Here is a 24,627-nt window from a genome sequence, read left to right as displayed (position 1 = left end):
ACGGCTCTCAGCCGTCGTCCCGCGCCCGCAGCAGCAGCAGCGCCACATCGTCCATCCGCTCGTCCGCCACCGCGTACGGCCCCACCAGTTCGTCGGCCAGCTCCGCCAGCGGACGGTCCCCGGCCTCGCCGAGCCGCCGCCCCAGGTCGGCGATCGCGTCCTCGATGTCCACCCCCGGCGTCTCGATGAGCCCGTCGGTGTACAGGGCGAGGACACAGCCGTTGGTCAGCTCGACCTCCGTCGTCGGATAGACGGCCGAGGCGTCGATGCCCAGCAGCGGGCCGCCCGCGAGATCGAGGACGCGCACCCGGCCGTCCGCCCGGCGCAGCAGCGGCGGGGGATGCCCGGCCCGGGCCATGACGGCCCGCCCCCGGGCCGGATCCAGCCGCAGGTAGAGACAGCTCGCGAACAGGTCGGAGCCGAGATCGATCAGCAGCCGGTTGGTACTGCGCATGACCTCCCCGGGCTCCTGCCCCACCGTCGTGTACGCGCGGACGGCGGTGCGGATCTGCCCCATCAGCCCGGCCGCGGTCACGTTGTGCCCCTGCACGTCCCCGATCACGGCCGCCGCGTGCGGTTGCGAGGGCACCAGGTCGTAGAAGTCCCCGCCGATCTCCATGCCCCGGGTGGCGGGCAGATAGCGGGCGGTCGCCTCGATCCCGGCCAGCGGCGGCAGCGAGTGCGGCAGCAGCGCCGCCTGCAGCCCGTGCGCCAGCTGGTGTTTGACGTCGTAGAGCAGAGCCCGGTCCAGGGCCTGCGCGATCAGCCCGGCGAGGCTGGTCAGCACCGCACGCTCGTGCGTGGAGAACGCGTGCGGTTCGGCGTAGGCGAGCACACAGGCCCCCACCGGACGGCCGGAAGCGATCAACGGCAGGAAGGCCCAGGCGGCGAAGCCGTCGGGGGAGGAGCGCCGGGACGGGTACAGGCGCTCCAGGTGCTCCCGGGAGTCGAAGAACGCCGGTACGCCGTGGGCGACCGCGTGCGCGCCCGGCGTGGGGGAGGACAGCGGCGTCCGGTCGAACCGCTCCACGAGATGCGGGTCGGGGTACCCGTGGTGTCCGAGCACGTGCAGCCGGCCGGCCCGCGCGCCGAGCAGCGCCAGCGCCTGACTGCCCACCGCGGGCGCGATCTCGTCCGCCACCAGCCCCACCACGTCCTGCACGCTCACCGTCTCGGTGAGCGCCCCGGCCATGCTCAGCGCCTGTGACATCGACACCAGCCGGGTCGGCGCGTCCTCCGAGCGGGCGTCGGTCGGGCTCATCTCCGACACCGCCCGGGCCCGGCTGATCCGCACACTGATCCCGGTGGTACTCGGGTACAGGCGGAACGACAGCCACTGCGAGGGCGGGCGCAGCGCCACGAACGAGGTGGCCTCCTGGCTGAGCAGCGCGGCCCGGTAGCGCTCCTCGTACAGGGGATCGTTCAGCCAGGGGACCGCCGCCCACAGCTGCGAGCCCAGCAGCCCGCCCACCGGGACGCCGATCAGTTCGCAGGCGGCCTGGTTCGCGAAGCCGACCCGCCCGCTCACGTCGAGCGAACACATCCCGTACGGCAGCCGCGCGACCATCCGGGCCGCCTCGATCGTGCCGAGCGTGTCGGCGGCACCGCCCAGCGGGCCCACGTCCAGCACATCGGTCTCGGCCCGCACCGAACGGTTCTTCGACGCGGCACGCTCCAGCCGCAGCGCCAGCCGCTCGCAGGACGTCGTCAGCTCCCGGCGCTCCCGGTCGGAGAGGTCCGGCGGATGCGAGCCGGGCCAGGTCACGAAGACCGCGCCGTACACCCGGTTCGCGGTCAGTACGGGCAGCGCGGCCAGGGCGAAGGGATAGGGCAGCACCACGGCGATCCGCGGATAGCGGCGGGCCATGTCCTCCACCCCGCCCACCCACACCAGCCGCCGCTCGCGCACCGCCTCGGCGACCGGGATCGGCGCGCTCAGCCCCACCCGCTCCCAGGGCGCCGCGAAGGACCGGGGCAGCCCCGCCACCACCGCCATCTCCAGCAGCGGCTCGTCGCCCGGCCGCAGGTACACGGCGCCCGAGTGCGCCCCGACCGCGTCCATCATCGACGTCAGCGCCAGGGAGAGCAGCGGCTGGCCGACCGGCGCCCATACGGCCGCAGGTGCCTGACCGGACGACATCTGCCCGTCCGACACGGCGACCACCTCCTCGCCCGGCGCCGCGCGAGCTTCGGGTCCAAATCTGCCCCCTGGCGGCCCGGTGCGCACGGCGAGCGACGCGCCCGCCGGGGGCCGCCCCGTACCCCGTCGGACCACTCCCATGCCCCCTCGGTCGAAGCGCGCGGCGGCCCCCGGGCGCTTCGCGTGCGCCCCCGCGCATCCCGATGGCCGGATCTTCGCGCTGAGAAAAGGTCCCGGAGCCGAAGAATGGGCACGCGTTCAACACCACGGACAACACGACGGAACCCGCGTACGGCAAGAGCTGAAGGGGCACAGTGATCCGGGTACTTCTGGTGCACGACGCGTGTCCGGTCAGATCGGTCCTCGCGCAATGGCTGTCCCGGGAACCCGATCTCCGGGTGGACGACGTCCCCTGGCGCAGCGCGGCGGGCCGCGTCGGGGCGGTGCGACCGGACGTGTGCGCTGCGGATCTCGACTGCTCGGACGAACACGGTCTCCCCCCGCTGGGCGACTTGTGCCTGCGGGGCGGCGGCGGCCTGGTGCCGCCGCGTCTGCTCTAGCGCGGCCGGTGCCCGTACCACTCGCCGCCCTCGCGAAACGGCCACAGGGGCTGCGCGGGGGCACCTTTGGCGCTGTAATGGCGGACGTGGTCAGTGAGGGTGCCGCGGAGCGCAGAACGGGGCCCTTGCGTGCCGAAATCGCGCTCAAAACGATCACAGCCGATCCCGCCTCCCACGAACGGGTGAGGCGCACGCTCGAACAGGCACTCGTCTTCGCGGGCGCGGCCCTCGCCGCGGTGTACACGCCCGGCGGGGACGGCGACCTGCTCCGCCTGGTCGCTTCGGCCGGCGTCCCGAGGACCCTGTACGGACTGCGCGAGAGCTACCCGCTCGACGGCCACTCGCCGGCCGTCGACGCCCACCGTGCCGGACGGCCGGTGTGGCTGGGCCCGGCGGAGCTCGCCGACTGCGCCGAGGCGCGGCGGATGCCCACCCGGGACGTCCACCTGGCCGTCCTGCCCCTGCACGGCGGCACGGGCGGCTGTCTGCTGGCCGTGAGCGAGCGCCCCGGTGGCTTCGGCGCCGACGAGCGGGTCTGCCTGGAGCTCGTCGCCGAGGCCGTGACCGTGCCCGTCCCGTCCGTGCCCGTCCCGTCCGTGCCCGTTCCCTCCGTGCCCGTCCCGGCCGTCCCCGCCCCGGCCGTCCCCGCCGAGGACGAGGAACTGCGCCCCGACGCCTTCAGCCTGGCCATGGACACCGGCCGGGTCGAGGTGGGCGACGCGATCCTGGAGCTGTTCGGGGTGAGCCGGGACCGGTTCGACGGCCGGGTCGAGACGCTCCTCGGGCTCACCGTCCCCGAGGACCTGCCCTCGCTGATGTCCGTCGTCGAGGCCGGTCACATGTCGATCGGCGAGCGCGAGCTGGAGTTCCGTGTCCTGCAGCCCGCCGGGCCGCCGAGGTGGCTCAGGCTGCGCGGCCGGCTGCTGCCCGGCAACGGCCGGCCGGCGCGGCTCGTCGGCACCGTCACCGACGCCTCCACCCTGCGCGGCGAGGTCACCGACGTCGCCCGCGTCCAGCGGCTGGCCGCCGCGCTCGCCACGGCGGGCACCGTCAGGGACGTCGGGCAGGCCGTCGTGGCCGCGCTGCGCAAGCCGCTGCGGGCCGACCGGATCGCGCTCGCCGAACTGGAGAACGACCGGCTCGTCGTCACCGTCCTCGACCCGCCCGAGCCCGAGTCCTGGCCCGAGCTGTGGCAGCTGGAGTGGCGCGCCGAGTGGCCGGACGCGCCCGTGCGCGCCATGCCCACCCTCGCCGCCGCCCTGCGCGAGGGCCGCGCCCGGATCTGGCCCGCCGGAACCGCCCTGGAACCGGCCCTCGCCGAGGTCGGCCCCGGCGGCCTCGCCGTCCTGCCGCTGTCCGCCGGAGGACGCATGGCCGGCGTCTGCCTCATCGGCTGGGACGAGCCGCACGACTTCGGCCCCGACGAACGCGCCCTGCTCACCGCCTCCGCCGGCCTCGCAGGTCAGGCCCTGACCCGCGCCCGCGCCTTCGACGCCGAGCACGAACTCGTCGGCATGCTCCAGCGGCAGCTGCTCCCGCGCCGCCTGCCGGCACTCCCCGGCGCCGTCGCCGTCGCCCGCTACCTGCCGGCCACCGCAGGCCTCGAGGTGGGCGGCGACTGGTACGACGTCATCCCGCTGTCCGACCATCACGTCGCCCTCGTCATCGGCGACGTCCAGGGACACAGCGCGGGTGCCGCCACCCTCATGGGCCAGATGCGCACGGCTCTGCGCGCCTACGCGGCCGAGGGCCACCCGCCGGACGTCGTGGTCTCCCACTCCAACCGGCTTCTGATGGAGCTGGAGACCGACCTCTTCGTCACCTGCTGCTATGTCGACGTCGACATGGAGGAGGGCACCGCCTGGTGCGTACGGGCCGGGCACCCGCCGCCCGTCCTGCGCCACCCGGACGGATCGACCGAGATCGCCGAGACGGACGGCGGCCCGCCCCTCGGGGTCGTGACCCGGGCCGAGTTCCCGATGACCCCGCTGCGGCTGCTGCCCGGCACCGTCGTCGCCCTGACCACGGACGGACTCGTGGAGTCCGCCGAGATGGACATCGACACCGGCCTGGGCCGCCTCGCCCACGAACTGGCCGTGTCCGACCCCGCCCACCTCGGCCTCGTCGCCGACGCCCTGCTCGGCAACGCCCACCGCGGCGACGACGTGGCCCTGCTCCTCATGCGCTACGACGGCATGGCCGTCAAACCCCTGCGCGAGGGCTGGACGGTCTGGCGGGTGCCCGAGGCGGCCCGGCAGGCCCGCCGCTTCACCCGGCGCACCCTGCGCACCTGGGGTGTGCCCGCCGAGGCCATGGACACCGCCCTGCTGGTCGTCTCCGAACTGGTGACCAACGCCCTGGTGCACACCGACGGCCGGGTCCGCCTCGACATCGTGCTGATCGACCGCCGGCTGCGCGTCGCCGTCACCGACGCCTCGCCCCGCACCCCCGTCAAGCCGACCAGCCTGGGCTGGGAGGCCACCGGCGGCCGGGGCATCCTCCTCGTCGAGGCCATGTCCGACGCCTGGGGGACGGTACCGGTCAGCGGCGGCAAGCAGGTGTGGAGCGAGCTGGCGCTGGAACACTGACCCGCCGACCCGCCAGGTGTCCCGGAGTACGGACGGGGTACCCGCCCGCCCATGGACACCTTCGCCTCCGCCCTTCTCGCGGCATCCGGAAAGTCCGTGCTGGCCACCGTCGTCTTCATCGCCGTCGGGATCGTGCTCGTCGGCGGTCTGATCTGGGCCTTCCGGCTCGGTGTCAAGGTCCGGGCCCGCGAGCCCGCGCCTCCGAAGCCGCACGAACAGCCGCGCAGGCCCGGCTCCGGCCCGGCCCACGAGACGCGTCGGGCCCGGGAGCCCAACGAGATGCCCCGGGCGACGGACGGGAGCGAACGCCTCTCCCCGCACGAACTGCGGCCCACCGGCACCCGGGACAGCACCGACCAGCGCCGCCCCCGTTGGGACGAGCAGTCGTGACCGGGCGCCTCGACGAGAAACCGGCGGTCCGCCGGGCCGAGACCGGCTGGGCCAGGGCCCGCCGGCTGCGCCGCGCAGCGGCCGCTCCGCGTACCTGCCTGGCGGCCGTCGCCGTCCCCGGGGCGGTCGTCGGGATGCAGTCCGGCGCGGAATGGAACATTGTCAGGGGTGAGGACTGACCGGCAGACGGTGCGTCTGCGCGAATGAATCGGTTGCGGCCGGGCGACCGGGGCTGGAGTGACGCTGATGAAGGCTCTCGTGCTGTCCGGCGGCGCCGGGACACGACTGCGGCCGATCACCCACACCTCGGCCAAGCAGCTCGTGCCGGTCGCCAACAAGGCCGTGCTCTTCTACGGCCTGGAGTCCATCGCCGCCGCCGGCGTCACCGAGGTCGGTGTGATCGTCGGTGACACCGCGCAGGAGATCCGGGAGGCCGTCGGCGACGGCTCCCGGTTCGGGCTGGACATCACCTACATCCCGCAGGACAGGCCCCTCGGGCTCGCCCACGCGGTGATCGTCGCCCGTGAGTTCCTCGGTGAGGACGACTTCGTGATGTACCTCGGCGACAACTTCATCGTCGGCGGCATCACCGACCTCGTCGACGAGTTCCGCAGAACCCGGCCCGACGCCCAGATCCTGCTCACCCGGGTCCCCGACCCCCGCGCCTTCGGCGTCGCCGAACTCGGCCCCGCGGGACAGGTCGTCGGCCTCGAGGAGAAGCCCGCGCACCCCAAGAGCGACCTGGCCCTGGTCGGCGTGTACCTCTTCACGGCCGCCATCCACGACGCCGTACGCGCCATCGAGCCGTCCCGGCGCGGCGAGCTGGAGATCACCGACGCCGTCCAGCGGCTCATCGACACGGGCGCCCGGGTGCGCTCCACGATCATCAAGGGCTACTGGAAGGACACCGGGAACGTCGTCGACATGCTGGAGGTCAACCGGACCGTGCTGGAGGGCGTCGAGCGCCGGATCGACGGCGAGGTCGACGAGGCCTCCGAGACGGTCGGCCGGGTCGTCGTCGAGGCCGGCGCCCGGGTGGTGAACTCCCGCCTGGTCGGGCCCGTCGTCCTCGGCGCCGGCAGCGAGGTCCGCGACTCCTACGTCGGCCCCTTCACCTCCGTCGGCGAGAACTGCCGGATCACCGACAGCGAGCTGGAGTTCTCCATCGTGCTGCGCGACTCCTCCATCGACGGAGTGGGCCGCATCGAGAACTCCCTGATCGGCCGGCATGTCGAGGTCACCCCGGCGACCGGCGTGTCCAGCGCCCACCGGCTGGTCCTCGGCGACCACAGCAAGGTACAGATCCACACATGAACCTCCTCGTCACCGGGGCCGCCGGATTCATCGGCTCCACGTACGTACGCGGCCTGCTGGCCCGCGACCCGGACGTGCGCGTCACCGTTCTGGACAAGCTCACCTACGCGGGCAGCCGCACCAACCTGCCGGCCGGGCACCCCCGGCTGGACTTCGTGCACGGCGACATCTGCGACGCCGGCCTCGTCGACAAGGTGACGGCCGCCGCCGACCAGGTCGTCCACTTCGCCGCCGAGTCCCACGTCGACCGTTCCATCGACGGCGCGGGCACCTTCGTCCGCACCAACGTCCTCGGCACCCAGACGCTGCTCGACGCGGCCCTGCGGCACGGCGTCGGCCCGTTCGTGCACGTCTCCACCGACGAGGTGTACGGCTCCATCGAGACCGGCGCCTGGACCGAGGACCACCCGCTGCGGCCCAACTCCCCGTACGCCGCCTCGAAGGCCTCCTCCGACCTGATCGCCCTCTCCTACCACCGCACCCACGGCCTGGACGTCCGCGTCACCCGCTGCTCCAACAACTACGGCCCCCACCAGTTCCCCGAGAAGCTGATCCCGCTGTTCGTCACCAACCTCCTGGACGGCGAACAGGTACCCCTCTACGGCGACGGTCGCAACGTCCGCGACTGGCTGCACGTCGAGGACCACTGCGAGGCCGTCGACCTCGTCCGCACGAAGGGCCGCCCCGGCGAGGTCCACAACATCGGCGGCGGCACCCAGCTGAGCAACCGCGAACTGACCGGTCTGCTCCTCGACGCCTGCGGGGCCGACTGGGACCGGGTCGAGTACGTCGAGGACCGCAAGGGCCACGACCTGCGCTACTGCGTGGACTGGACGAAGGCCCGCACCGAGCTGGGCTACCGGCCCCGCCACGACTTCGCGGCCGGTCTCGCCGAGACGGTCGCCTGGTACCGGGACCACCGCGACTGGTGGGAACCCCTGAAACGCGAAGCGCGGATGCCATGAGATGGCTCGTCACCGGCGCGGGCGGGATGCTCGGCCGGGACACGGTGGATGAACTCGCCCGGCGCGGCGAGGACGTGACCGGCCTCGACCGCACCGGCCTGGACATCACCCGGCCCGCCTCCGTGGCCCGGGCGTTCGCCGCGCACCAACCCGACCTGGTGGTCAACTGCGCCGCCTACACGGCCGTCGACGACGCCGAGACCGACGAGGCCCGCGCGCTGCTGGTCAACGGCGAGGGGCCCCGGCTGCTCGCCGCCGCCTGCGCCGCGCACGCCGCCCGTCTGGTCCACGTCTCCACGGACTACGTCTTCGACGGCACGGCCCGCGCCCCCTACCGCGAGGACCATCCGCCGTCCCCCCGCACCGCCTACGGCCGCACCAAGCTGGCCGGCGAACGCGCCGTCCTGGCCGCGCTCCCCGACGCCGGCGTGATCGTGCGCACCGCCTGGCTCTACGGCGTCCACGGCCGCAGCTTCGTCCGCACGATGCTGGAACTGGAGACCCGCCGCGACACCGTCGACGTCGTCGACGACCAGCGCGGCCAGCCCACCTGGAGCGCGGACGTCGCCGCCCGCATCGCCGACCTGGGACCGAAGGTCGGCCGCGGCGCGACGGGCGTCTTCCACGCCACCGCGGCCGGCGAGGCCACCTGGTACGACCTGGCCCGCGAGGTGTTCCGCTCGGTGGACGCCGACCCGGACCGGGTGCGCCCCACCACCGGCGACGCCTTTCCCCGGCCCGCGCCCCGGCCGGCCTACAGCGTCCTGGCGCACGACCGCTGGCAGGAGGTGGGCCTGTCACCGCCCCGGGACTGGCGCGCCGCCCTGGGGCAGGCGCTTCCACCGATCCGCAAGGCGTCCTTCGACACGGTGTCCCTCAAGGAGTCCCTTCGTGAAACGCCATGAGTTCCTGCGGGAACTGCACAAGGCCACCGCCAACCGCAACTACCTGGAGATCGGCGTCAACGACGGCCGCAGCCTGCGGCTGTCCCGGGTGCCCAGCATCGCGGTCGACCCCGCGTTCAAGGTGACCTCGGAGATCCGCTGCGACGTCCACCTGGTGAAGGCCACCAGCGACGACTTCTTCGCCCGCCGCAATCCCCTGGCCCACCTGAAGGGCGGCCGCCACCCGGTGCGCAACCTCGCCCGGGGCCGCCACCCCCTCGGCCACTGGCGCCGCACCACCCTCGACCTGTCCTTCATCGACGGCATGCACCTGTTCGAGTACGCGCTGCGCGACTTCATCAACATCGAGAAGCACTCCGACTGGTCCAGCGTGATCGTCTTCGACGACATGCTGCCGCGCAGCGTCGACGAGGCCGCCCGTGACCGGCACACCACCGCCTGGACCGGCGACGTCTACAAGATCGTCGAGATCCTGTCCCGCTACCGCCCCGACCTGGTGGCCGTCCCCGTCGACACCCAGCCGACCGGACAGCTCGTCGTCTTCGGCGCGGACCCCCGCAACCCCGTGCTGCGCGAGAAGTACCACGAGATCATCGCCGAGTTCGACGTCCCCGACCCGCAGAAGGTCCCCGAGGCGGTCCTGGAACGGGTGCGCGCGGTGCGGCCCGAGACCCTGCTGCGGGCGGGCTTCTGGAAGCCCCTCGTACGGGCCCGCAACCGGGGCCTCGACCGCTCCCGGGGCTGGGAGCCGCTGCGCGGGGCGCTGGAGCGGGCGGCGGTCAGCCGCTGATCCTCAGCTCCCGGTAGCGCTCCTGGCAGGAGGCGTACGACGGCAGCAGCCCCGACGCCTGCGCCCCGGCCAGCGACGGAGCCCGCGCGTCCTTCGGCGACAGCACGGGCTCCACGCCCCGCGGCCATTCGATGCCCAGCGCCGGGTCGAGCGGGTGCACCCCGTGCTCGTGCTCGGGCGCGTACCCGGTCGAGCAGAGGTAGACCACGGTGGCCTCGTCGGTGAGGGCCAGGAAGGCGTGGCCGAGGCCCTCGGCGAGGAACACCGCGTGCCGGGTGTCGTCGTCCAGCCGGACCGCCTCCCACCGCCCGAACCGGGGTGAGCCCACCCGCAGGTCGACGACCACGTCGAGCACCGCCCCGCGGACACAGGTGACGTACTTGGCCTGTCCCGGCGGCACGTCCGAGAAATGGACCCCGCGCAGCACGCCCCGGCGGGAGACCGAGCAGTTGGCCTGGGCGAGTTCCAGGTCGTACCCGGTGGCCGCCCGGAACTCCGGGGTCCGGTACCACTCGTGGAAGCTGCCCCGCCCGTCGGGGAAGACCTTGGGCTCCAGCACCCAGGCACCCTCGATGTCCAGTGGCCGCATGCCGTCACCTCCTCCGGGGCGTGATGCTCTGCAGTGCCCGGTACAGCGCCCGGCGCACCCTGCGGGCCAGCCGTCGCGCACCGGCGGGCTGCGGCGCCGGCACCACGACGACACCGTCCGACGCGACGTGCAGGGCGAAGGGCAGCGGGTGGAAGCGCGCCGGGTCCGCGTCCGGGGTGAGGCACACCGTCGTCAGCCAGGTCCCGCCCAGCAGGTCGCCGACCGGCAGGACGGCCGCAAGCCGGCCGCCCGGCGAGAGCGTCCCGAAGACCTCGTGGGAGCCGCCGGACTTCGCCCCCGTCAGCCGCAGCAGCACATCGGTGGCCTCGGGCACGTGCAGCGGCAGGGCCACATGGAGCCGGTCCTCCGCCAGGGAGACGTCCCCGGCCGCCACGCGGCCCAGGCCCAGCCGCTTGCCCGCGTGGCCGACGTCCAGCGCGAGGCTCGCGTACCGGTCGGTCCAGTACGGCAGCACCACGCGCCCCGCGACCACCCCGGCGGTCGGGACGGGACGGCCGTGGCGGGGCGCCGGGCCCAGCCGCAGCTCCTTCGTCCAGCCGCCCAGACCGACGCGCACGTACACGTCCCACAGCCCCTCGCCCGCCGGACCGCCGCTGAGCGCGGTGGCGGGATCGATGGTGGCGGTCGCCCGCAGGACGAGCCGCACCTGGCTGCCGTCGCCGGCCGGGACCGTCTCGCGGACCACGTCCACCGGCTGGAAGTACTGCGCCGAGCTGGCCCGCTCCCGCAGCAGCAGGTCGGGCACGGCCCGGTCGAACCGGCCCACGGTGTCCGTGCCCAGCCACCGGACCGCCTCGGCGACGTCCCGCGGCGGCCACTGCGGGGAACCCCCGGCGGACGGGAAGGTCATCGGCCCGCCGTCGTGCGTCAGCTCGGCGGCGAAGGTGAACCGCAGAACGCCGCCCTGCCAGGTGACGTCCTCCGGGTCGACGGCGAGCGCGACGCCCGCCTCCCACTCCGCGAACGCGACGACGTCGTCGTACCGGCCGTCGGCGGCCAGCGCGGCGACGACCCGCTGGCTGGGCTGGAGCGGTGCCGCGACACCGGGCCCGAACCGCTCGACGACCACCCCGTGGATCTCCTCGAACAGCTCCCTGCGGTAGTCCTCGGGCAGGCCGAGGAAGCGTCTGCCGCGCAGCCGCTCGACCATCTCCACACGCAGCCACCGCCGGAACAGCCTGTCGCGCAGCGCGCCCGGCTCGGTGTACCGCTCGACGACGTCGAGGGCCTCCCGGAGGTTCTTGAAGTACCCCACCGGTTCGAACCGCCGGAAGCCCGCGTTCGCGGCGTCGTCGCGCCGGACGTGGTAGTAGCAGACGTAGTCGCTGAGCACCGAGACGTTGTCCGCGCGCAGATAGGCCTCGGTGACGAAGACATGGTCCTCCAGCCGGCGCCGCCCCTCGGGAAAACGCAGGCCGGTGCGGTCCAGGAACGCCCGGCGGACCATCTTGTGCGGGGTGAGGCTGTCGATCAGCGGCGCGTTCTCGACGGTGGCGTGCGGGCGGTTGGTGCGGAACAGCTCCACCGGCACCGAGCGCCCCTTGCCGGCCATCTTGCCCACGACGACGTCGGCGTCGTTCGCGACCCCGTAGGCGTACATCCGCTCCAGGGCCTCGTCGCCGAGGTGGTCGTCGTTGTCGACGAACATGACGTACTCGCCCCGGGAGGCGTCGATGCCGACGTTGCGGGGCCTGCCCGCCCAGCCGGAGTTCTCCTGGTGGAGGACCCGGATCCGGGGGTCCTCGGCGGCGGCCGCGTCGAGGAGGGCGGGGGTGGCGTCGGTGGAGCCGTCGTCGACGAAGATCACTTCGTACTCGTCCGGCGGGAGCGACTGTCTCAGCAGCGAGGCGAGACAGTCCTCGATGTAGGGACCGGGGTTGTAGACGGGGACGATGACGCTGACCTTGACCGGCATCGGGCTCCTGGCCCCCTTGCTGGATCGCTCTGCCGTGCTGGATCGCTCTGCCGTGCGCGGGACGGAGGGTGCGCGTGGCCCGATGCTAACCCCGCCGCCGACGCCCCACCTGTCCGGATCGGCCCGAGTCGGGGATTTTGTACTCTGGCGCCGTGCGCCTGCTGATGATGTCCGACACCCACCTCCCCAAGCGCGCCAAGGCGCTGCCCGCCCCGCTGCTCGACGAGCTCCCGCACGCGGACGTGGTGATCCACGCCGGGGACTGGGTCGACACGGACACCCTGGACCTGCTGGAGAGCCGCAGCCGCCGGCTCGTCGGCGTGTACGGCAACAACGACGGGCCCGGGCTGCGCGCCCGGCTGCCCGAGGTCGCGTTCGCCGACCTGGGCGGACTGCGGTTCGGGGTCGTCCACGAGACGGGCCCCGCCCAGGGCCGCGAGGCCCGCTGCGCCGCGCGCTTCTCCGACCTGGACGTCCTGGTCTTCGGCCACAGCCACATCCCCTGGGACACCACCGCCCCCGGCGGACCGCGCCTGCTCAACCCGGGTTCCCCGACCGACCGACGGCGTCAGCCGTACTGCACCTACCTGACCGCCACCGCGGCCGACGGCAGGCTCACGGACCTCGTCCTGCACCGGCTGCCCCCGCGCCGCTGACAAAGAACCGGGCCGCGCCCGGCCGAGAGGGTCGGGGGCGGCCCGGAACTTGCGAGTGTGCGTTGCTTCAACGGACCTCCTTCCTTCGCGAGACGAAGGACAGAGGACATGCTTTTCTGTCCGTTATGTGCGCGTACCCGGTCCGCGGGCGCTTCACACATTCCGGACCGGACCATCTCGCCTCGCCCGATGGATCGCCCCGGCCGTCGCGGTGAGCGGAGCGCCGCTGCCGCCCCAGCGCAGCGCGACGATCTCGGCGGCCACCGACACGGCGACCTCCTCGGGTGTACGGGCCCCCAGGTCCAGCCCGACCGGTGAGCGCAGCCGGGCCAGCTCACCGTCCGTGAGCCCGGCCTCGACGAGTCGTGCCCGGCGTTCGTCGTGGGTACGGCGGCTCCCCATCGCCCCGATGTACGCGGCCGGCCGGCGCAGCGCCACCTCCAGCAGCGGCACGTCGAACCTGGGGTCGTGGGTCAGCACGCAGATCGCCGTCCGGTCGTCGGTCTCCGTGCCGCGCAGATACCGGTGCGGCCACTCCACGACCACCTCGACGCCCGGCGGGAAACGCTTCGGGGTGGCGAAGACCGGCCGGGCGTCGCAGACCGTGACCCGGTAGCCGAGGAAGTCGCCGAGCCGGGCCACGGCGGCCGCGTAGTCGATCGCGCCGAACACCAGCATGCGCGGCGGCGGCGCGAAGGAGTGCAGGAACACCGGGACGGTGTCCTCGCGCCGCTGGCCGCGCGGCCCGTAGTGCCGTACGCCGGTGACGCCGAGGGCGAGTTCGCCGCGCGCGTCGGCCGTGACGGCCGCGTCCAGCCCCTCCGTGCCCAGCGTGCCGCGGGTCCGGTCCGGCCAGACGGCGAGGGTGGCCCCGCGGGGCGCGGGGCCGTCGGTCACCGTGGCCACCGTCACCGGCTCGCCCGCGGCGACCGACTCGGCGACGGCGCCGAACGACGGGTCGAGGCCGGGGGTGACGGCGCGGACGAGCAGCGTCATCTCGCCGCCGCAGGTCAGCCCCACGGCGAAGGCGTCCTCGTCGCTGTAGCCGAAGGTCTCCAGTCGTGCCGCCCCGTCGGCCACGACCTCCCGGGCCAGCTCGAACACCGCGCCCTCGACGCAGCCCCCGGACACGCTGCCCACCACCTCGTCGCCCGGCCCCACCGCCATCGCCGCGCCCGGATCGCGCGGCGCGCTGCGGCTGACGTCGACCACGGTGGCGAGCCCGAACGGCACACCGGCCGCGTACCAGCGGTTCAGCACCGGGAGAATCTCGCGCACATCGGTTCCCTTCCGGCAGCGACGGCCGAATCGGCCGTTTCTCCTGAACGGTAATCCGCGGCCGGGTCGTCCGCCGGTCCGCACCGCGCGGGACACCTGGTGAACCGACGGAGCCGGGTTGCCAACTGGGTTGACGGGGAATGAACTTACTCGCGGGTCAGAAGGTATTGACGGTGTCCGGAAATCACCGGACTGTAGTGGACATGCCGAATATCCGGGCACGTCTGCTCGCTGTTCTGGTGGTCCTCTGCGGACTCTGTGGCTTCCTGACGGTGGCGGGCTCCCCGACCGCCGGCGCGGCCACGCTCCCCGACTCCCTCTCCTTCGACGGCACGGCGCTCACCGTGTCGGGCGGCCGCTTCGTCGACGCGGCCGGCCGCGAGGTCGTACTGCGCGGTTACAACGTCTCCGGCGAGACCAAGCTCGCGGAGAACAAGGGCCTGCCCTTCGCCTCCGTCGCCGACGCCAGGAAGTCCGCCACGGCCCTGCGCGCCCTCGGCGGCGGCAACTCCGTCCGCTTCCTGCTCTCCTGGGCCTACGCCGAACCGGCGAAGGGCCAGGTCGACACCACCTACCTGGCCGCCGCCACCGCCCAGATGCAGGCCTTCCTCGACGCCGGCATCCGTGTCTACCCCGACTTCCACCAGGACCTCTACTCCCGCTACCTGTTCAACTCGGGCAGCTGGTACACGGGCGACGGCGCCCCCGCGTGGGCGGTGGCCCTCGGCGGCTACCCCGCCGAGTCCTGCGGCATCTGCTTCCTCTGGGGACAGAACATCACCCAGAACGGCGCGGTGAAGGCCGCCCAGTACGACTTCTGGCACAACAACTACGGCGTGCAGGACTACTTCCTGGCCACCGCCCAGAAGACCATGGCGTACCTCAAGGCGAACCTCACCACCGAGCAGTTCGCCGGCGTCCTGGGCTTCGACCCCTACAACGAGCCCTACGCCGGCACCTACGACTCCGGCCAGGCCAGCCGCACGTGGGAGCGCGACGTGCTGTGGCCCTTCTACGTGAAGTTCCGGGCCCGGATGGACGCGGCCGGCTGGGCCGACAAGCCCGCCCTCGTCGAGCCGAACCTCTTCTGGAACGGCAACGTCAGCAAGGAGGAGGGCGGCCTCCTCGACGCGGGCACGCTCGGCTCCCGCTACGTCTTCAACACCCACTTCTACGACCAGAAGGCCATCTCCGGCGTCCTGATGTGGGGCAACGCGGAGGACGGTCAGTACGTCACCGACTTCGCAACGGTCCGCGACCGCGCGTCGGCGGCCGGGACGACGGCGATCGTCAGCGAGTTCGGCCACCCCCTGAACGGCTCGACCGCAGGCAAGGCGCCGACCGTCCTGAAGGCGATGTACCAGGCACTCGACTCCCGGGTGAAGGGCGCGAGTTGGTGGACCACTCCCGCCACCTCCGGTCCGGTCCTGTCCGGTTCGCAGTGGCAGTGGGACATCTACAACGGCCGCCACCGCGAGCTGATGAACGGCAACGCCGACAAGGTGCTCACCACCGGCGACGCCTGGAACGACGAGGACCTCTCCGCCGTCCGCCTCGACGACAGCGGCACGGCGACCCTGCGTCAGGACGCCCGGCTGCTCGACCGGATCTATCCGAGCGCCACCTCCGGCACGACCGTCGCCTTCACCTACGAGGACCGCTCCCGCGACGGCTCCACGACACTCACCTGGAATCCGGTTCCCAGCACCCTGCCCAACACGAAACAGCTCGTCGGCTCCGGCCAGTACGGTCTGCTCGTGTGGCGCTCGAACGGCGGCACGGCGCCCACCGATCTGCATCTGCCGGCCTCCTTCCCGACCGCGACGACGACGGTCGTCTCCGACCTCGGCACGGTGTACGGCCCGCCCGCGTACACGACGACCACGAAGATCGCCGCGGCCGCCGAACCGGGCGGCACGGGCAGCCGGCGCCTGCTGCTCAGCGCGCCGGACTCGGGTGTCGTGCACTACGCCCTGGTCACCAACGGGGCGACCGCGCCGTCCGCGACCCTGCTGGCCGCCGCCCGCACGGAGCTGTCGGCGTGGGTGAGCCAGAAGGTGGGCTAGCCCCGCAGGGCACGACGCACGACACGACACCGGGGTGGGTGACGGTCATCGCCACCCACCCCGGTGTCCGAGGAGCCGTCAGCTGCCGGTTCCGGTCCAGTTCGCCGCGACACGGCCGATCCGGACCCGCTGCGGATGGTCGCCCACCGGCACGGACACGACCTTCTGCCCGGTGGCGAAGTCGATCGCCGTGACCTGGTCGGCGCCGCTCTCGGAGATGACGCAACTCCTGCCGTCGCCGCTGACCGTGGCCCAGTAGGGCTTGGAGGCGCTGATCAGCGGGCCCTCCTGAAGGGTGGCGCGGTCGACGACCGTCGCGTAGTCGTCCATCGTGCCCGCCACGCACAGCTTGCCGCCGTCGGGGCTCATCGAGATGCCGTGGTGACGCGAGTCGTTGACGAACGTGGTGCGGTCGTCGCTGGTCGCCGGGTTCTTCGGCAGGGTCTTCGTCCGCGTGATGCGGTCCGTGGCGAGGTCGTACTCGAAGAAGCCGTTGAAGAACGAGACCTGGAAGTACAGCTTGGACTCGTCCGGTGAGAAGACCGCGGGACGCACCGCGTCCGAGTAGTCCGTGAGGCCGATCGCGTCCAGCCGCTGCCGCATGTCGATGACCCTGACCTGCTGGTATGTGGTCGCATCGACGACGGTGATCCGCCGGTCGCCCTTCGTGAAGTCCTGCCACGGGGCGTCCTGCGAGGTGTTCACGTCGCCGATCGACATGTTGTAGATGTACTTGCCGTCCTTGGTGAAGATGTTCTCGTGCGGCTTGTCGCCCGTCTTGAACGAGCCCAGCTGCCTGCCGGTGCCGATGTCCAGGACGTGCACGGTGTTCGAGATGGACGCGGAGACCGCGACCCGGGTGCCGTCGGGCGAGACGGCCATGTGATCGGAGCGGTAACCGGACACCGGGAAGCGCCAGTTGATGTTCCCGGTGGCCAGGTCGATGGAGACCACGTCGGCGAAGCTCGGCCGGGAGACGACCACCGAGCCGCCGTCCGGTGTGGTGTACATGTCGTCGACGAACTGGTCGTGGCCCTCGCCGACACCGTTGCGGATGGCCTGGAAGTAGATCCACTTGATCGGGTCGGCGTTGATCTCCGCCATCCGGGCGCTCTTGTCGGGGATCACGTTGATCCGGCCGACCTTGGCGAAATCACCGCTGGACCTGATGACGTCCGCGGTGCCCTCCCAGTTGTTGCCGACGAAGAGCACCTCGCGCAGTGCGGCGGCGGTCGAGGCGTCGGAGACGGCGGTGGCGGCGGTGGCGGGAGCGGCGACGGTCAGTACGAGGGCGGCGGCTACGGAGCAAAGGTGCCTGGATCTGGAGGCGGGCATGGCTGCTCTCTCCTCTGGGCGAAGGGTGTGGGGGCAGGGCGGACCGGGTCCGCCCACATCTGAACACGGAAGCATTCAGACTTTACTTACTGGAAAGTAAGGAAGGGGGGCCCTTCGCCACAAGACCCGGTACACGACAAAATTGGCGATGGGGGAGCACGGAGCGACGAGGGAGGGTCAGTGGCGGGCAGGCTCAGGGCGCCGACCGGCCGGTACGGCGGCAAGTCCGCCGAGCAGCGGCAGGTCGAGCGACGCGGGAGATTCCTGGATGCGGCGCTGCGGTTGTTCGGGGACGTCCCCGGCTACCGCGGCACCACGGTCGCGTCGCTGAGCGAGGCGGCCGGCCTGTCGACCCGCCAGTTCTACGAGGAGTTCCGCACCCTCGAGGACGTCCTGGCGGCGCTGCACCTCCAGGTCAACGACTGGGCCGAGGAGGCGGTCCTGGCCGCCTTCGTCGCCGCCCAGGACATGCCGCTCGTCGAGCGGGTCACCGCGATCTTCCGCGCCTACGCGGCCGACGTGACCTCCGACCCGCGCCGCATCCGGATCACCTTCGTGGAGATCGTCGGGGTCAGCCCCCGGCTGGAGGAACAGCGACTGGCCCGCCGCGCCCGCTGGGTCGATCTCATCTGCGCCGAGGCGTCGGCCGCCGCCGCCCGCGGCGAGGCGGCCCCCCGCGACTACCGCCTCGCGGCGACGGCCTTCATCGGCAGTGTCAACGGCCTCCTCCACGACTGGAGCGCCGGATGGGTGGACGCGACCCTGGACGAGGTGGTCGACGAACTGGTGCGACAACTGCTGGGGATCCTGCGGCCGCCGGGGTGGACGCGGCGGCCGTCCTGAACGGCATCGGGGACGACGGGGGGCTGGGCGAGTTGCAGGATGACGAGGACCGGGAACTGCTGGCGGCCGGCCTGTACGACGTGGGGGAACGGGCGGCCTACGCACGGGCTCTGGAGGAGAGCCTGACGGGCGCCCAGGTGGCGATCCGTCTGGACCGGCGCCCCGGCGCGTTCCGGCTGGACATCATGCGGGCGATGCGTCTGCGGGAGAACGTCGCCCGAGTGCGGCGCGCGCCTCTGTACCAGGAGGCCGCGCTGCGCTACGAGGACGCGCGCGACAGGCGAGACGAGGCCGAGGGCCGCATCCCGCCCTTGCTGCCCCGCCTGACCTGGGACGTGCCGTTGGCCGCGGCCGCCCTGTCCCCGGCGGCCCCGGTCGTCCTGTGGGCGACAGGGAGTGGCTGGTGGCCCGCTGGGCTCTGCGTCGTGCTGACCGCGCTCGGAGGGGCCCTGTGGCGACCGGAGTCGCGCGGTCGGGTGCGGGCTTTCGTCTCGTTCGTCCTCGCGCTGACGGCCAGAGCCGGATGGGAGCGGGCGGTGCGACACCGGACCGCCGAACTCACACAGGTCGCGGCGCAGGACGTGTTTCCCCCGGTGGTGCAGAACGTGGTCTCGGAACTGCTCGGTGAGGATCCCGACTGTCTGCTTGTGGCTACGGAGTACGAGGGCATCAGGGACCACCGTGACCGACGGTTCGTGGTCGACAACCAGGCCATGGCGGAGATCCGGCAGAAGCTCGACGCCCTGGTCGACGGGACCATCGCCGTGTGCGGACCGCGCGGCTCCGGGAAGTCGACTCTGCTCGCCACGTACGGCGACACGCACGATCTGAAGGTCTCCGTGCAGGCGCCCGCCTCCTACGCGCCTCTGGAGTTCCTCACCTCGCTCTTCGTTGTCCTGTGCGAGACCTACATGACGGACCACGGGTACGGCTTTCCCGAGTTCCGTCGCCTCAGCCCGCTGCGCACCGGGCTGCGCAGGCTCGGCGCGGCCGTACGGGCGCTCGCCCGAAGCTTCGTCGTCGGCCTGCTGGCTCTCGGGCTGTTCCTGGTGGGTGTCTTCGCCGCCGCGCAGGACTTCGTCGAGCACGGCTCCGCAGCGCTCGCGCGAGACGGCGCCGACGCGGCAGAGCGGCTGCGGGACGGTCTGGGGGCCGTCCTGGAGGGCAGGCGGCCCTGGCCGGCGCTGGCGGCCGTCGTCCTCGGCTTCCTGGTCTGGAAGTACGTCAGGAGGTGGCGGTTCAGCGGCTTCACCAGCGTCGTGCGTCAGGTGTTTCTCGCTCCGGTCGGCCGGCTGCTGATGGTGCTGGGGCTGGTGACCGTGTGGTCACCGAGGTCGGTGATCGCCTGGTTCGAGGACTGGCGCCACGATGAACCGGCCGTCTACTACCCCACGATGACGGTCGTGGGGGTGCTCGCCGCCATCGCTGTCTGGACGGTGGTCACGCCCTTCTGGGAATACGTGCGCGGGACCACCGCGCGGGTCGCGGCCTCGGTCTTCGTCCTCGGGCTCGGCGGGGCCTTCGTCGACGACCGGATGCGACATGAGGCCTTCGGGTGGGACCTGTCGCAACGAGTGGCCCTGATCTCCCTGGGCGCCATCATGATCAGGGTGTCCCGGTGGAGGCGCGGAAAGCGGGAACCGACCCTGGCCAGACGGTGCCGGGATCACCTCTACCGGCTCCAGACGGTCCAGAGCGTGACGTACGGCGCGAGCGGGGCTCCGGCCGGCGGGCTGCTGAACCTGGGGTCCACCTACGGCACCTCCTTGACCGCGTCCCCCCTCACCCTGCCCGAGCTCGTCCAGCAGCTGAGGCGCACCCTGGCCGAAGTCGCCGGGGAACTGCGGTCGCAGGAACGGCGCCTGGTGGTCGCCATAGACGAGATCGACCGGCTCGGGTCCACCGCCAAGGCGCTGGAGTTCCTCGGGGAGATCAAGGCCATCCTGGGTGTCACCGGCGTGCACTTCCTGATCTCGGTGTCGGAGGACGTGGGGGCGGCCTTCGTCCGGCGGGGACTGCCCGGACGCGATGTCGCCGACAGCACGTTCGACGACGTCGTCCATGTGCGGCCCTGCTCGTGGGAGGAGTCGAAGCGGATACTGGGCCAGCGCGCCGCCGGTGTCTCGGAGCCGTTCGTCGCGCTCGCCCACGCCCTGGCCGGCGGTGTGCCGCGGGACCTGATCCGGTACTCCCGCGAGATGGTGTCACTGCGGGAGAGCAGAGGCGAGGTCGAACTTCGGAACATCGCCGCCTGGCTCGTCACCCGCGCGATGCGGGAGACGGTCGACGCCTTCAGGGCCGGGGTGAAGGAGGGTGCCCTGCCCACCCGGAGCGCGGATGTGGTCTTCGGGGCGACCAGGCGGCTGGCGGAATTCCTGCACGCCGACTGCCTGTGCGAACTCAACAGAATGCGAGGGCACATCGGCCGGTTCGCGCGATGGGCGGACGGTCCCGGCGGCGCCGAACTGCGCGCGGAGCTGCCCGCCGATGCCCTGGAGCGTCTGGAGGAGGCTGCCGCCTACGCCTACTTCTGCGTCACCCTCCTCGACGTGTTCGCGGCGCCGGGCTTCGAGCGCCGCCGTGCGCAGGCGCACGTGCACAGACCGGACGGAAGCCTCGAGCGGCTGGCGGTGGTGCGGGGGGAGCTCTCCCTCTCGCCGCGCAGCGCCCGTCGGCTCCTCGACGACACCAGGGCGGCGTGGGGGCTGCCGCACGTGCCTGCTCCCGACCTGCCGGAGATCGTCGAGACCGCGCGCAGGTCCTGCCCGCACTACGCCGACTGAGGCTGCCCCGGTCACCTCTCTCCCAGCCGCCCCACGGCCGCCACCACCCGCCCCACCCCGTCCTCCTCGCGCACCCGGGTGCCCAACTCGTTCGCGCGCCGGGTGAATTCGGGATCCCGGGTGGCCCGCAGGAGCGCGGTGGCCAGGGTCTGCGCGGTCAGCCTGCGCAGCGGTACCGACTCCGGCGCCACGCCGAGGCCGACCAGGCGGTCGGCCCAGAAGGTCTCGTCGAACTGGACCGGTACCGGCACGGCGGGGACCCCGGCCCGTACGCCCGCCGCCGTCGTCCCCGCCCCGCAGTGGTGGACCACCGCGGCCGTCTCGGGGAACAGCAGCGAGTGCGGGACCTCGTCGACGGTCAGCATGTCGTCGCCCTCGGCCGCGAGGCCCGCCCAGCCGCGCTGGATCACCCCGCGCAGGCCGGCCCGCCGCAGTGCCCGGACGATCTCGGCGCTCAGCCGGCGCGGGTCGGGCACGGTCGCGCTGCCCAGGCCGACGAAGACGGGCGGCGGCCCCGCGTCGAGGAACTCCCGCAGAGCGGCCGGGAGCCGGGTCTCCCGTTCGTACGGCCACCAGTACCCGGTGACGTCCAGCTCCGCCCGCCAGTCGCGGGGCCGGGGCACCACCAGCGGGCTGAAACCGTGCAGGACCGGCCAGCCGCGCCGGGCCCGGGCCCGCAGGCCGGTGCCGGAACGGCGTACGGGGGGCAGCCCCAGCCGGGCCCGTACGGCCGGCACGGCGGGGGCGAAGACCTGTTCGACGGCCACCCCGACGCCGTGCCCGGCGAGCCGGTTGCCGACCGCGCCCCATGAGCCGCCGCCCAGCATCGGCGGCGCGAACTCCCTTGTGGGGACGACGGGTTGGAGGTAGAGACCGAGGCTCGGCAGGGACAGGCCCGCGGCGATGACGTGCCCCAGCGGCGCCACCGGGGCGGACAGCAGCAGGACGTCGCTCGCTTCGGCCGCGGTCAGGAGGTCGTCGGTCATCCGCCCCACCAGTGACCGCGCCAGCCGGGCCATCCGCAGCAGCTTGCCCGGGCCGGTGGTGCTGCGGTGCAGTCCCCGGCCCCGCTCGGACTCCAGCTCCGCCCGCGGATCCACCGGCAGGGCGTGGAAGCCCACCCCCGAGCCCGCCACCAGCGGCGCGAACCGCGCGTGGGTGACCAGGGTGACCTCGTGCCCCGCCCGCACCAGCCCATGGCCGAGTCCCGTGAAGGGGGCCACGTCACCCCGGGATCCCGCTGTCATGATCGCCACTCGCACGACGGACAGTATGGGGGCGGGCGGGTGGCCCGGGCTGAACAACCCTACGAAAGCCGCCACTTCGTCTTTTGAGAGCGGTCACATCACTTCTGTCGCAGCCGTTGACTTCACTCTCCGGCGGCTCTACTTTCGGCGCGCAACGCGTTCGGTTCGCCGACCCTTGTTCGATATTTCGAAGCTTGGAGCCGCCGTATGTTTCCTCCACCCTCCGCGCGCCCGGTCCGGCGCTGGAGATCCGCCGCCGCACGGGTCCTCGCCCTGCTGCTGACGGTGACCGCCGCCCTGCTGTTCGCCCAGCCCGGCGCGGCCCAGGCGGCGACCTCGCGGCAGATCGCCGTGTCCACCGCCCCGATGGGCTGGGCCTCCTGGAACAGCTTCGCCGCGAAGATCGACTACAGCGTCATCAAGCAGCAGGTCGACGCGTTCGTCGCCGCGGGCCTGCCGGCGGCCGGATACCAGTACATCAACATCGACGAGGGCTGGTGGCAGGGCACCCGCGACAGCGGGGGCAACATCACCGTCGACGAGTCCGAGTGGCCCGGCGGCATGAGCGCCATCGCCGACTACATCCACAGCAAGGGCCTCAAGGCCGGGATCTACACGGACGCCGGCAAGGACGGCTGCGGCTACTACTACCCGACCGGCCGGCCCGCCGCCCCGGGCAGCGGCAGCGAGGGCCACTACGACCAGGACATGCTCCAGTTCTCGCAGTGGGGCTTCGACTTCGTGAAGGTCGACTGGTGCGGCGGCGACGCCGAGGGCCTCGACGCGGCGACGGCGTACACCGCGATCAGCGGCGCCGTCACGAAGGCGACGGCCGCCACCGGCCGCCCGCTCACCCTGTCCATCTGCAACTGGGGCTACCAGAACACCTGGAACTGGGCTCCCGGCCTCGCCCCGATGTTCCGGACCAGCACCGACATCATCTACTACGGCAACAACCCGTCGATGACGAACCTGCTGTCCAACTTCGACCAGGGCCTGCACCCCACCGCCCAGCACACCGGCTACTACAACGACCCGGACATGCTGATGGTCGGCATGACCGGCTTCACCGCCGCCCAGAACCGCACCCACATGAACCTGTGGGCGGTCTCCGGCGCTCCGCTCCTCGCCGGCAACGACCTGACCACGATGACGACGGAGACGGCGAACATCCTCAAGAATCCCGAGGTCGTCGCCGTGGACCAGGACGCGCGCGGCCTCCAGGGCGTCAAGGTCGCCGAGGACGTCACCGGAGCGCAGGTGTACGGCAAGGTCCTCGCCGGCAGCGGCAAGCGTGCCGTCGTCCTGCTCAACCGCACCTCCTCCGCCCAGAACATCACCGTCCGCTGGTCCGACCTGGGTCTGACCAACGCCTCCGCCACCGTCCGTGACCTGTGGGCCCGCGCCGACGTCGGCTCGTACTCCACGAGCTACACGGCGAGCGTCCCGGCGGGCGGCTCGGTCATGCTGACCGTCACCGGCGGCACCGAGGCGTCGGGCAGCACGTACACCGGCACGTCGAGCTTCTCCGGCGTGGTCGCCGGGAACACCGGCCTGAAGGTCGTCGACGTCGCGTACACCAACACCGGCTCCACGGCCCGTACCGCGACGCTGAAGGTCAACGGCCAGACCGCGACGACGGTCTCCTTCCCGCCGACGGGCTCCGCGCAGGGCACGATCACCCTCCAGGTGGCCCTGTCGAAGGGCTCGACCAACACGCTCGCCTTCACGGGCGCCCCGACCCTCGCCGACATCACGGTCAAGCCCCTCGCCGGCGCGAACGGCGCCCTCGTCGTCGGCAAGCAGTCGGGCCGCTGCCTGGACCTGTACAACAGCACGATCACCAACGGTACCCAGGCCGAGCTGTGGGACTGCAACGGCGGCTCCAACCAGGCCTGGACGTACACCTCCCGCAAGGAACTCGTGGTGTACGGGAACAAGTGCCTGGACGCCTACAACCTCGGCACCACCAACGGCACCAAGGTCGTGATCTGGGACTGCAACGGCCAGAACAACCAGAAGTGGAACGTCAACAGCGACGGCACGATCACCAACGTCAACGCGGGGCTGTGCCTCGACGCCAACGGGGCGGGCACGGCCAACCGCACCCCGATCGTGCTCTGGACCTGCGGCACCGCCGACAACCAGAAGTGGACGCTGACCTGACCCTCTCGGCGGGGGCCCGACCCGACGGTCGGGCCCCCGCCATTTGCGGGCGGAGACGCCCGGGGGCCGGTGACGG

The 24,627-nt window shown here is 72.5% G+C and carries 18 protein-coding genes; 12 read left to right on the top strand and 6 right to left on the bottom strand.

Annotated features, from left to right (window positions below):
• Positions 1-7: 7 nt before the first annotated feature.
• Positions 8-2,164, bottom strand: coding sequence for a SpoIIE family protein phosphatase (locus tag ABT070_RS08490; protein WP_351756568.1), 2,157 nt, complete (start codon positions 2,162-2,164; stop codon positions 8-10).
• 613 nt (positions 2,165-2,777) lie between these two features.
• On the opposite strand from ABT070_RS08490, the gene ABT070_RS08485 reads away from it, so the two are divergent.
• The 7 genes from ABT070_RS08485 (at position 2,778) to ABT070_RS08455 (ending at position 9,652) form a co-directional block, all read left to right on the top strand.
• Positions 2,778-5,288, top strand: a complete 2,511-nt coding sequence (locus tag ABT070_RS08485) for a SpoIIE family protein phosphatase (RefSeq protein WP_351756565.1) — start codon at positions 2,778-2,780, stop codon at positions 5,286-5,288.
• A gap of 51 nt (positions 5,289-5,339) precedes the next feature.
• Positions 5,340-5,678 carry a DUF6479 family protein gene (locus ABT070_RS08480; RefSeq protein WP_351756562.1) on the top strand — a complete coding sequence of 113 codons (339 nt, stop codon included), beginning with the start codon at positions 5,340-5,342 and terminating at the stop codon, positions 5,676-5,678.
• Positions 5,675-5,857 (top strand): hypothetical protein, encoded by a 183-nt coding sequence (locus tag ABT070_RS08475; RefSeq protein WP_351756559.1) that lies wholly within the window; start codon positions 5,675-5,677, stop codon positions 5,855-5,857. The genes ABT070_RS08480 and ABT070_RS08475 overlap by 4 nt, the downstream gene beginning before the upstream one ends.
• A gap of 67 nt (positions 5,858-5,924) precedes the next feature.
• Complete coding sequence (locus ABT070_RS08470; RefSeq protein WP_351756556.1) at positions 5,925-6,992, top strand: glucose-1-phosphate thymidylyltransferase; 1,068 nt, start codon at positions 5,925-5,927, stop codon at positions 6,990-6,992.
• Positions 6,989-7,957, top strand: a complete 969-nt coding sequence (rfbB, locus tag ABT070_RS08465) for a dTDP-glucose 4,6-dehydratase (protein WP_351756553.1) — start codon at positions 6,989-6,991, stop codon at positions 7,955-7,957. The genes ABT070_RS08470 and rfbB overlap by 4 nt, the downstream gene beginning before the upstream one ends.
• Positions 7,954-8,862 carry a dTDP-4-dehydrorhamnose reductase gene (rfbD, locus tag ABT070_RS08460; protein WP_351756550.1) on the top strand — a complete coding sequence of 303 codons (909 nt, stop codon included), beginning with the start codon at positions 7,954-7,956 and terminating at the stop codon, positions 8,860-8,862. Before rfbB ends, rfbD begins: the two co-directional genes overlap by 4 nt.
• The gene (locus tag ABT070_RS08455) at positions 8,849-9,652 is read left to right on the top strand and encodes a class I SAM-dependent methyltransferase (protein WP_351756547.1); all 804 of its coding nucleotides are present in this window, start codon (positions 8,849-8,851) and stop codon (positions 9,650-9,652) included. Before rfbD ends, ABT070_RS08455 begins: the two co-directional genes overlap by 14 nt.
• Here ABT070_RS08455 and rfbC read toward each other — a convergent pair.
• Positions 9,642-10,241: a dTDP-4-dehydrorhamnose 3,5-epimerase gene (gene rfbC / locus ABT070_RS08450; RefSeq protein WP_351756544.1), complete on the bottom strand. Its 600-nt coding sequence runs from the start codon at positions 10,239-10,241 to the stop codon at positions 9,642-9,644. The genes ABT070_RS08455 and rfbC overlap by 11 nt on opposite strands.
• Positions 10,242-10,245: 4 nt before the next feature.
• The gene (locus ABT070_RS08445) at positions 10,246-12,177 is read right to left on the bottom strand and encodes a glycosyltransferase family 2 protein (protein ID WP_351756541.1); all 1,932 of its coding nucleotides are present in this window, start codon (positions 12,175-12,177) and stop codon (positions 10,246-10,248) included.
• Positions 12,178-12,329: 152 nt separating this feature from the next.
• Here ABT070_RS08445 and ABT070_RS08440 point away from each other — a divergent pair, with 152 nt between their 5' ends.
• Positions 12,330-12,833, top strand: coding sequence for a metallophosphoesterase family protein (locus ABT070_RS08440; protein ID WP_351756538.1), 504 nt, complete (start codon positions 12,330-12,332; stop codon positions 12,831-12,833).
• 153 nt (positions 12,834-12,986) lie between these two features.
• Here the strand turns inward: ABT070_RS08440 and ABT070_RS08435 are convergent, their stop codons facing one another.
• A complete protein-coding gene (locus ABT070_RS08435; RefSeq protein ID WP_351756535.1) occupies positions 12,987-14,111 on the bottom strand; it encodes an XdhC family protein in 1,125 nt (374 codons plus the stop codon).
• Positions 14,112-14,314: 203 nt separating this feature from the next.
• Between ABT070_RS08435 and ABT070_RS08430 the strand changes: the two genes are divergently transcribed.
• Positions 14,315-16,177, top strand: a complete 1,863-nt coding sequence (locus tag ABT070_RS08430) for a cellulase family glycosylhydrolase (RefSeq protein WP_351756532.1) — start codon at positions 14,315-14,317, stop codon at positions 16,175-16,177.
• Positions 16,178-16,255: 78 nt separating this feature from the next.
• On the opposite strand, the gene ABT070_RS08425 is transcribed toward ABT070_RS08430, so the two are convergent.
• A complete protein-coding gene (locus tag ABT070_RS08425; protein WP_351756529.1) occupies positions 16,256-17,512 on the bottom strand; it encodes a YncE family protein in 1,257 nt (418 codons plus the stop codon).
• 180 nt (positions 17,513-17,692) lie between these two features.
• Between ABT070_RS08425 and ABT070_RS08420 the strand changes: the two genes are divergently transcribed.
• Both ABT070_RS08420 and ABT070_RS08415 read left to right on the top strand, forming a co-directional pair.
• Complete coding sequence (locus ABT070_RS08420; RefSeq protein WP_351756526.1) at positions 17,693-18,355, top strand: TetR/AcrR family transcriptional regulator; 663 nt, start codon at positions 17,693-17,695, stop codon at positions 18,353-18,355.
• Entirely contained in the window at positions 18,334-21,138 is a 2,805-nt protein-coding gene (locus tag ABT070_RS08415; RefSeq protein ID WP_351756523.1) for a P-loop NTPase fold protein, read from the top strand. Before ABT070_RS08420 ends, ABT070_RS08415 begins: the two co-directional genes overlap by 22 nt.
• Before the next feature lie 11 nt (positions 21,139-21,149).
• Here the strand turns inward: ABT070_RS08415 and ABT070_RS08410 are convergent, their stop codons facing one another.
• Entirely contained in the window at positions 21,150-22,385 is a 1,236-nt protein-coding gene (locus ABT070_RS08410) for a glycosyltransferase (RefSeq protein WP_351756520.1), read from the bottom strand.
• A 207-nt stretch (positions 22,386-22,592) separates the two neighbouring features.
• Here ABT070_RS08410 and ABT070_RS08405 point away from each other — a divergent pair, with 207 nt between their 5' ends.
• Positions 22,593-24,551 (top strand): ricin-type beta-trefoil lectin domain protein, encoded by a 1,959-nt coding sequence (locus ABT070_RS08405; protein WP_351756517.1) that lies wholly within the window; start codon positions 22,593-22,595, stop codon positions 24,549-24,551.
• Positions 24,552-24,627: the final 76 nt, after the last annotated feature.

The organism is Streptomyces sp. NPDC002884, assembly GCF_040295245.1.
GTDB lineage: Bacteria > Actinomycetota > Actinomycetes > Streptomycetales > Streptomycetaceae > Streptomyces.
This window is presented reverse-complemented; position numbering and strand designations above follow the sequence as displayed.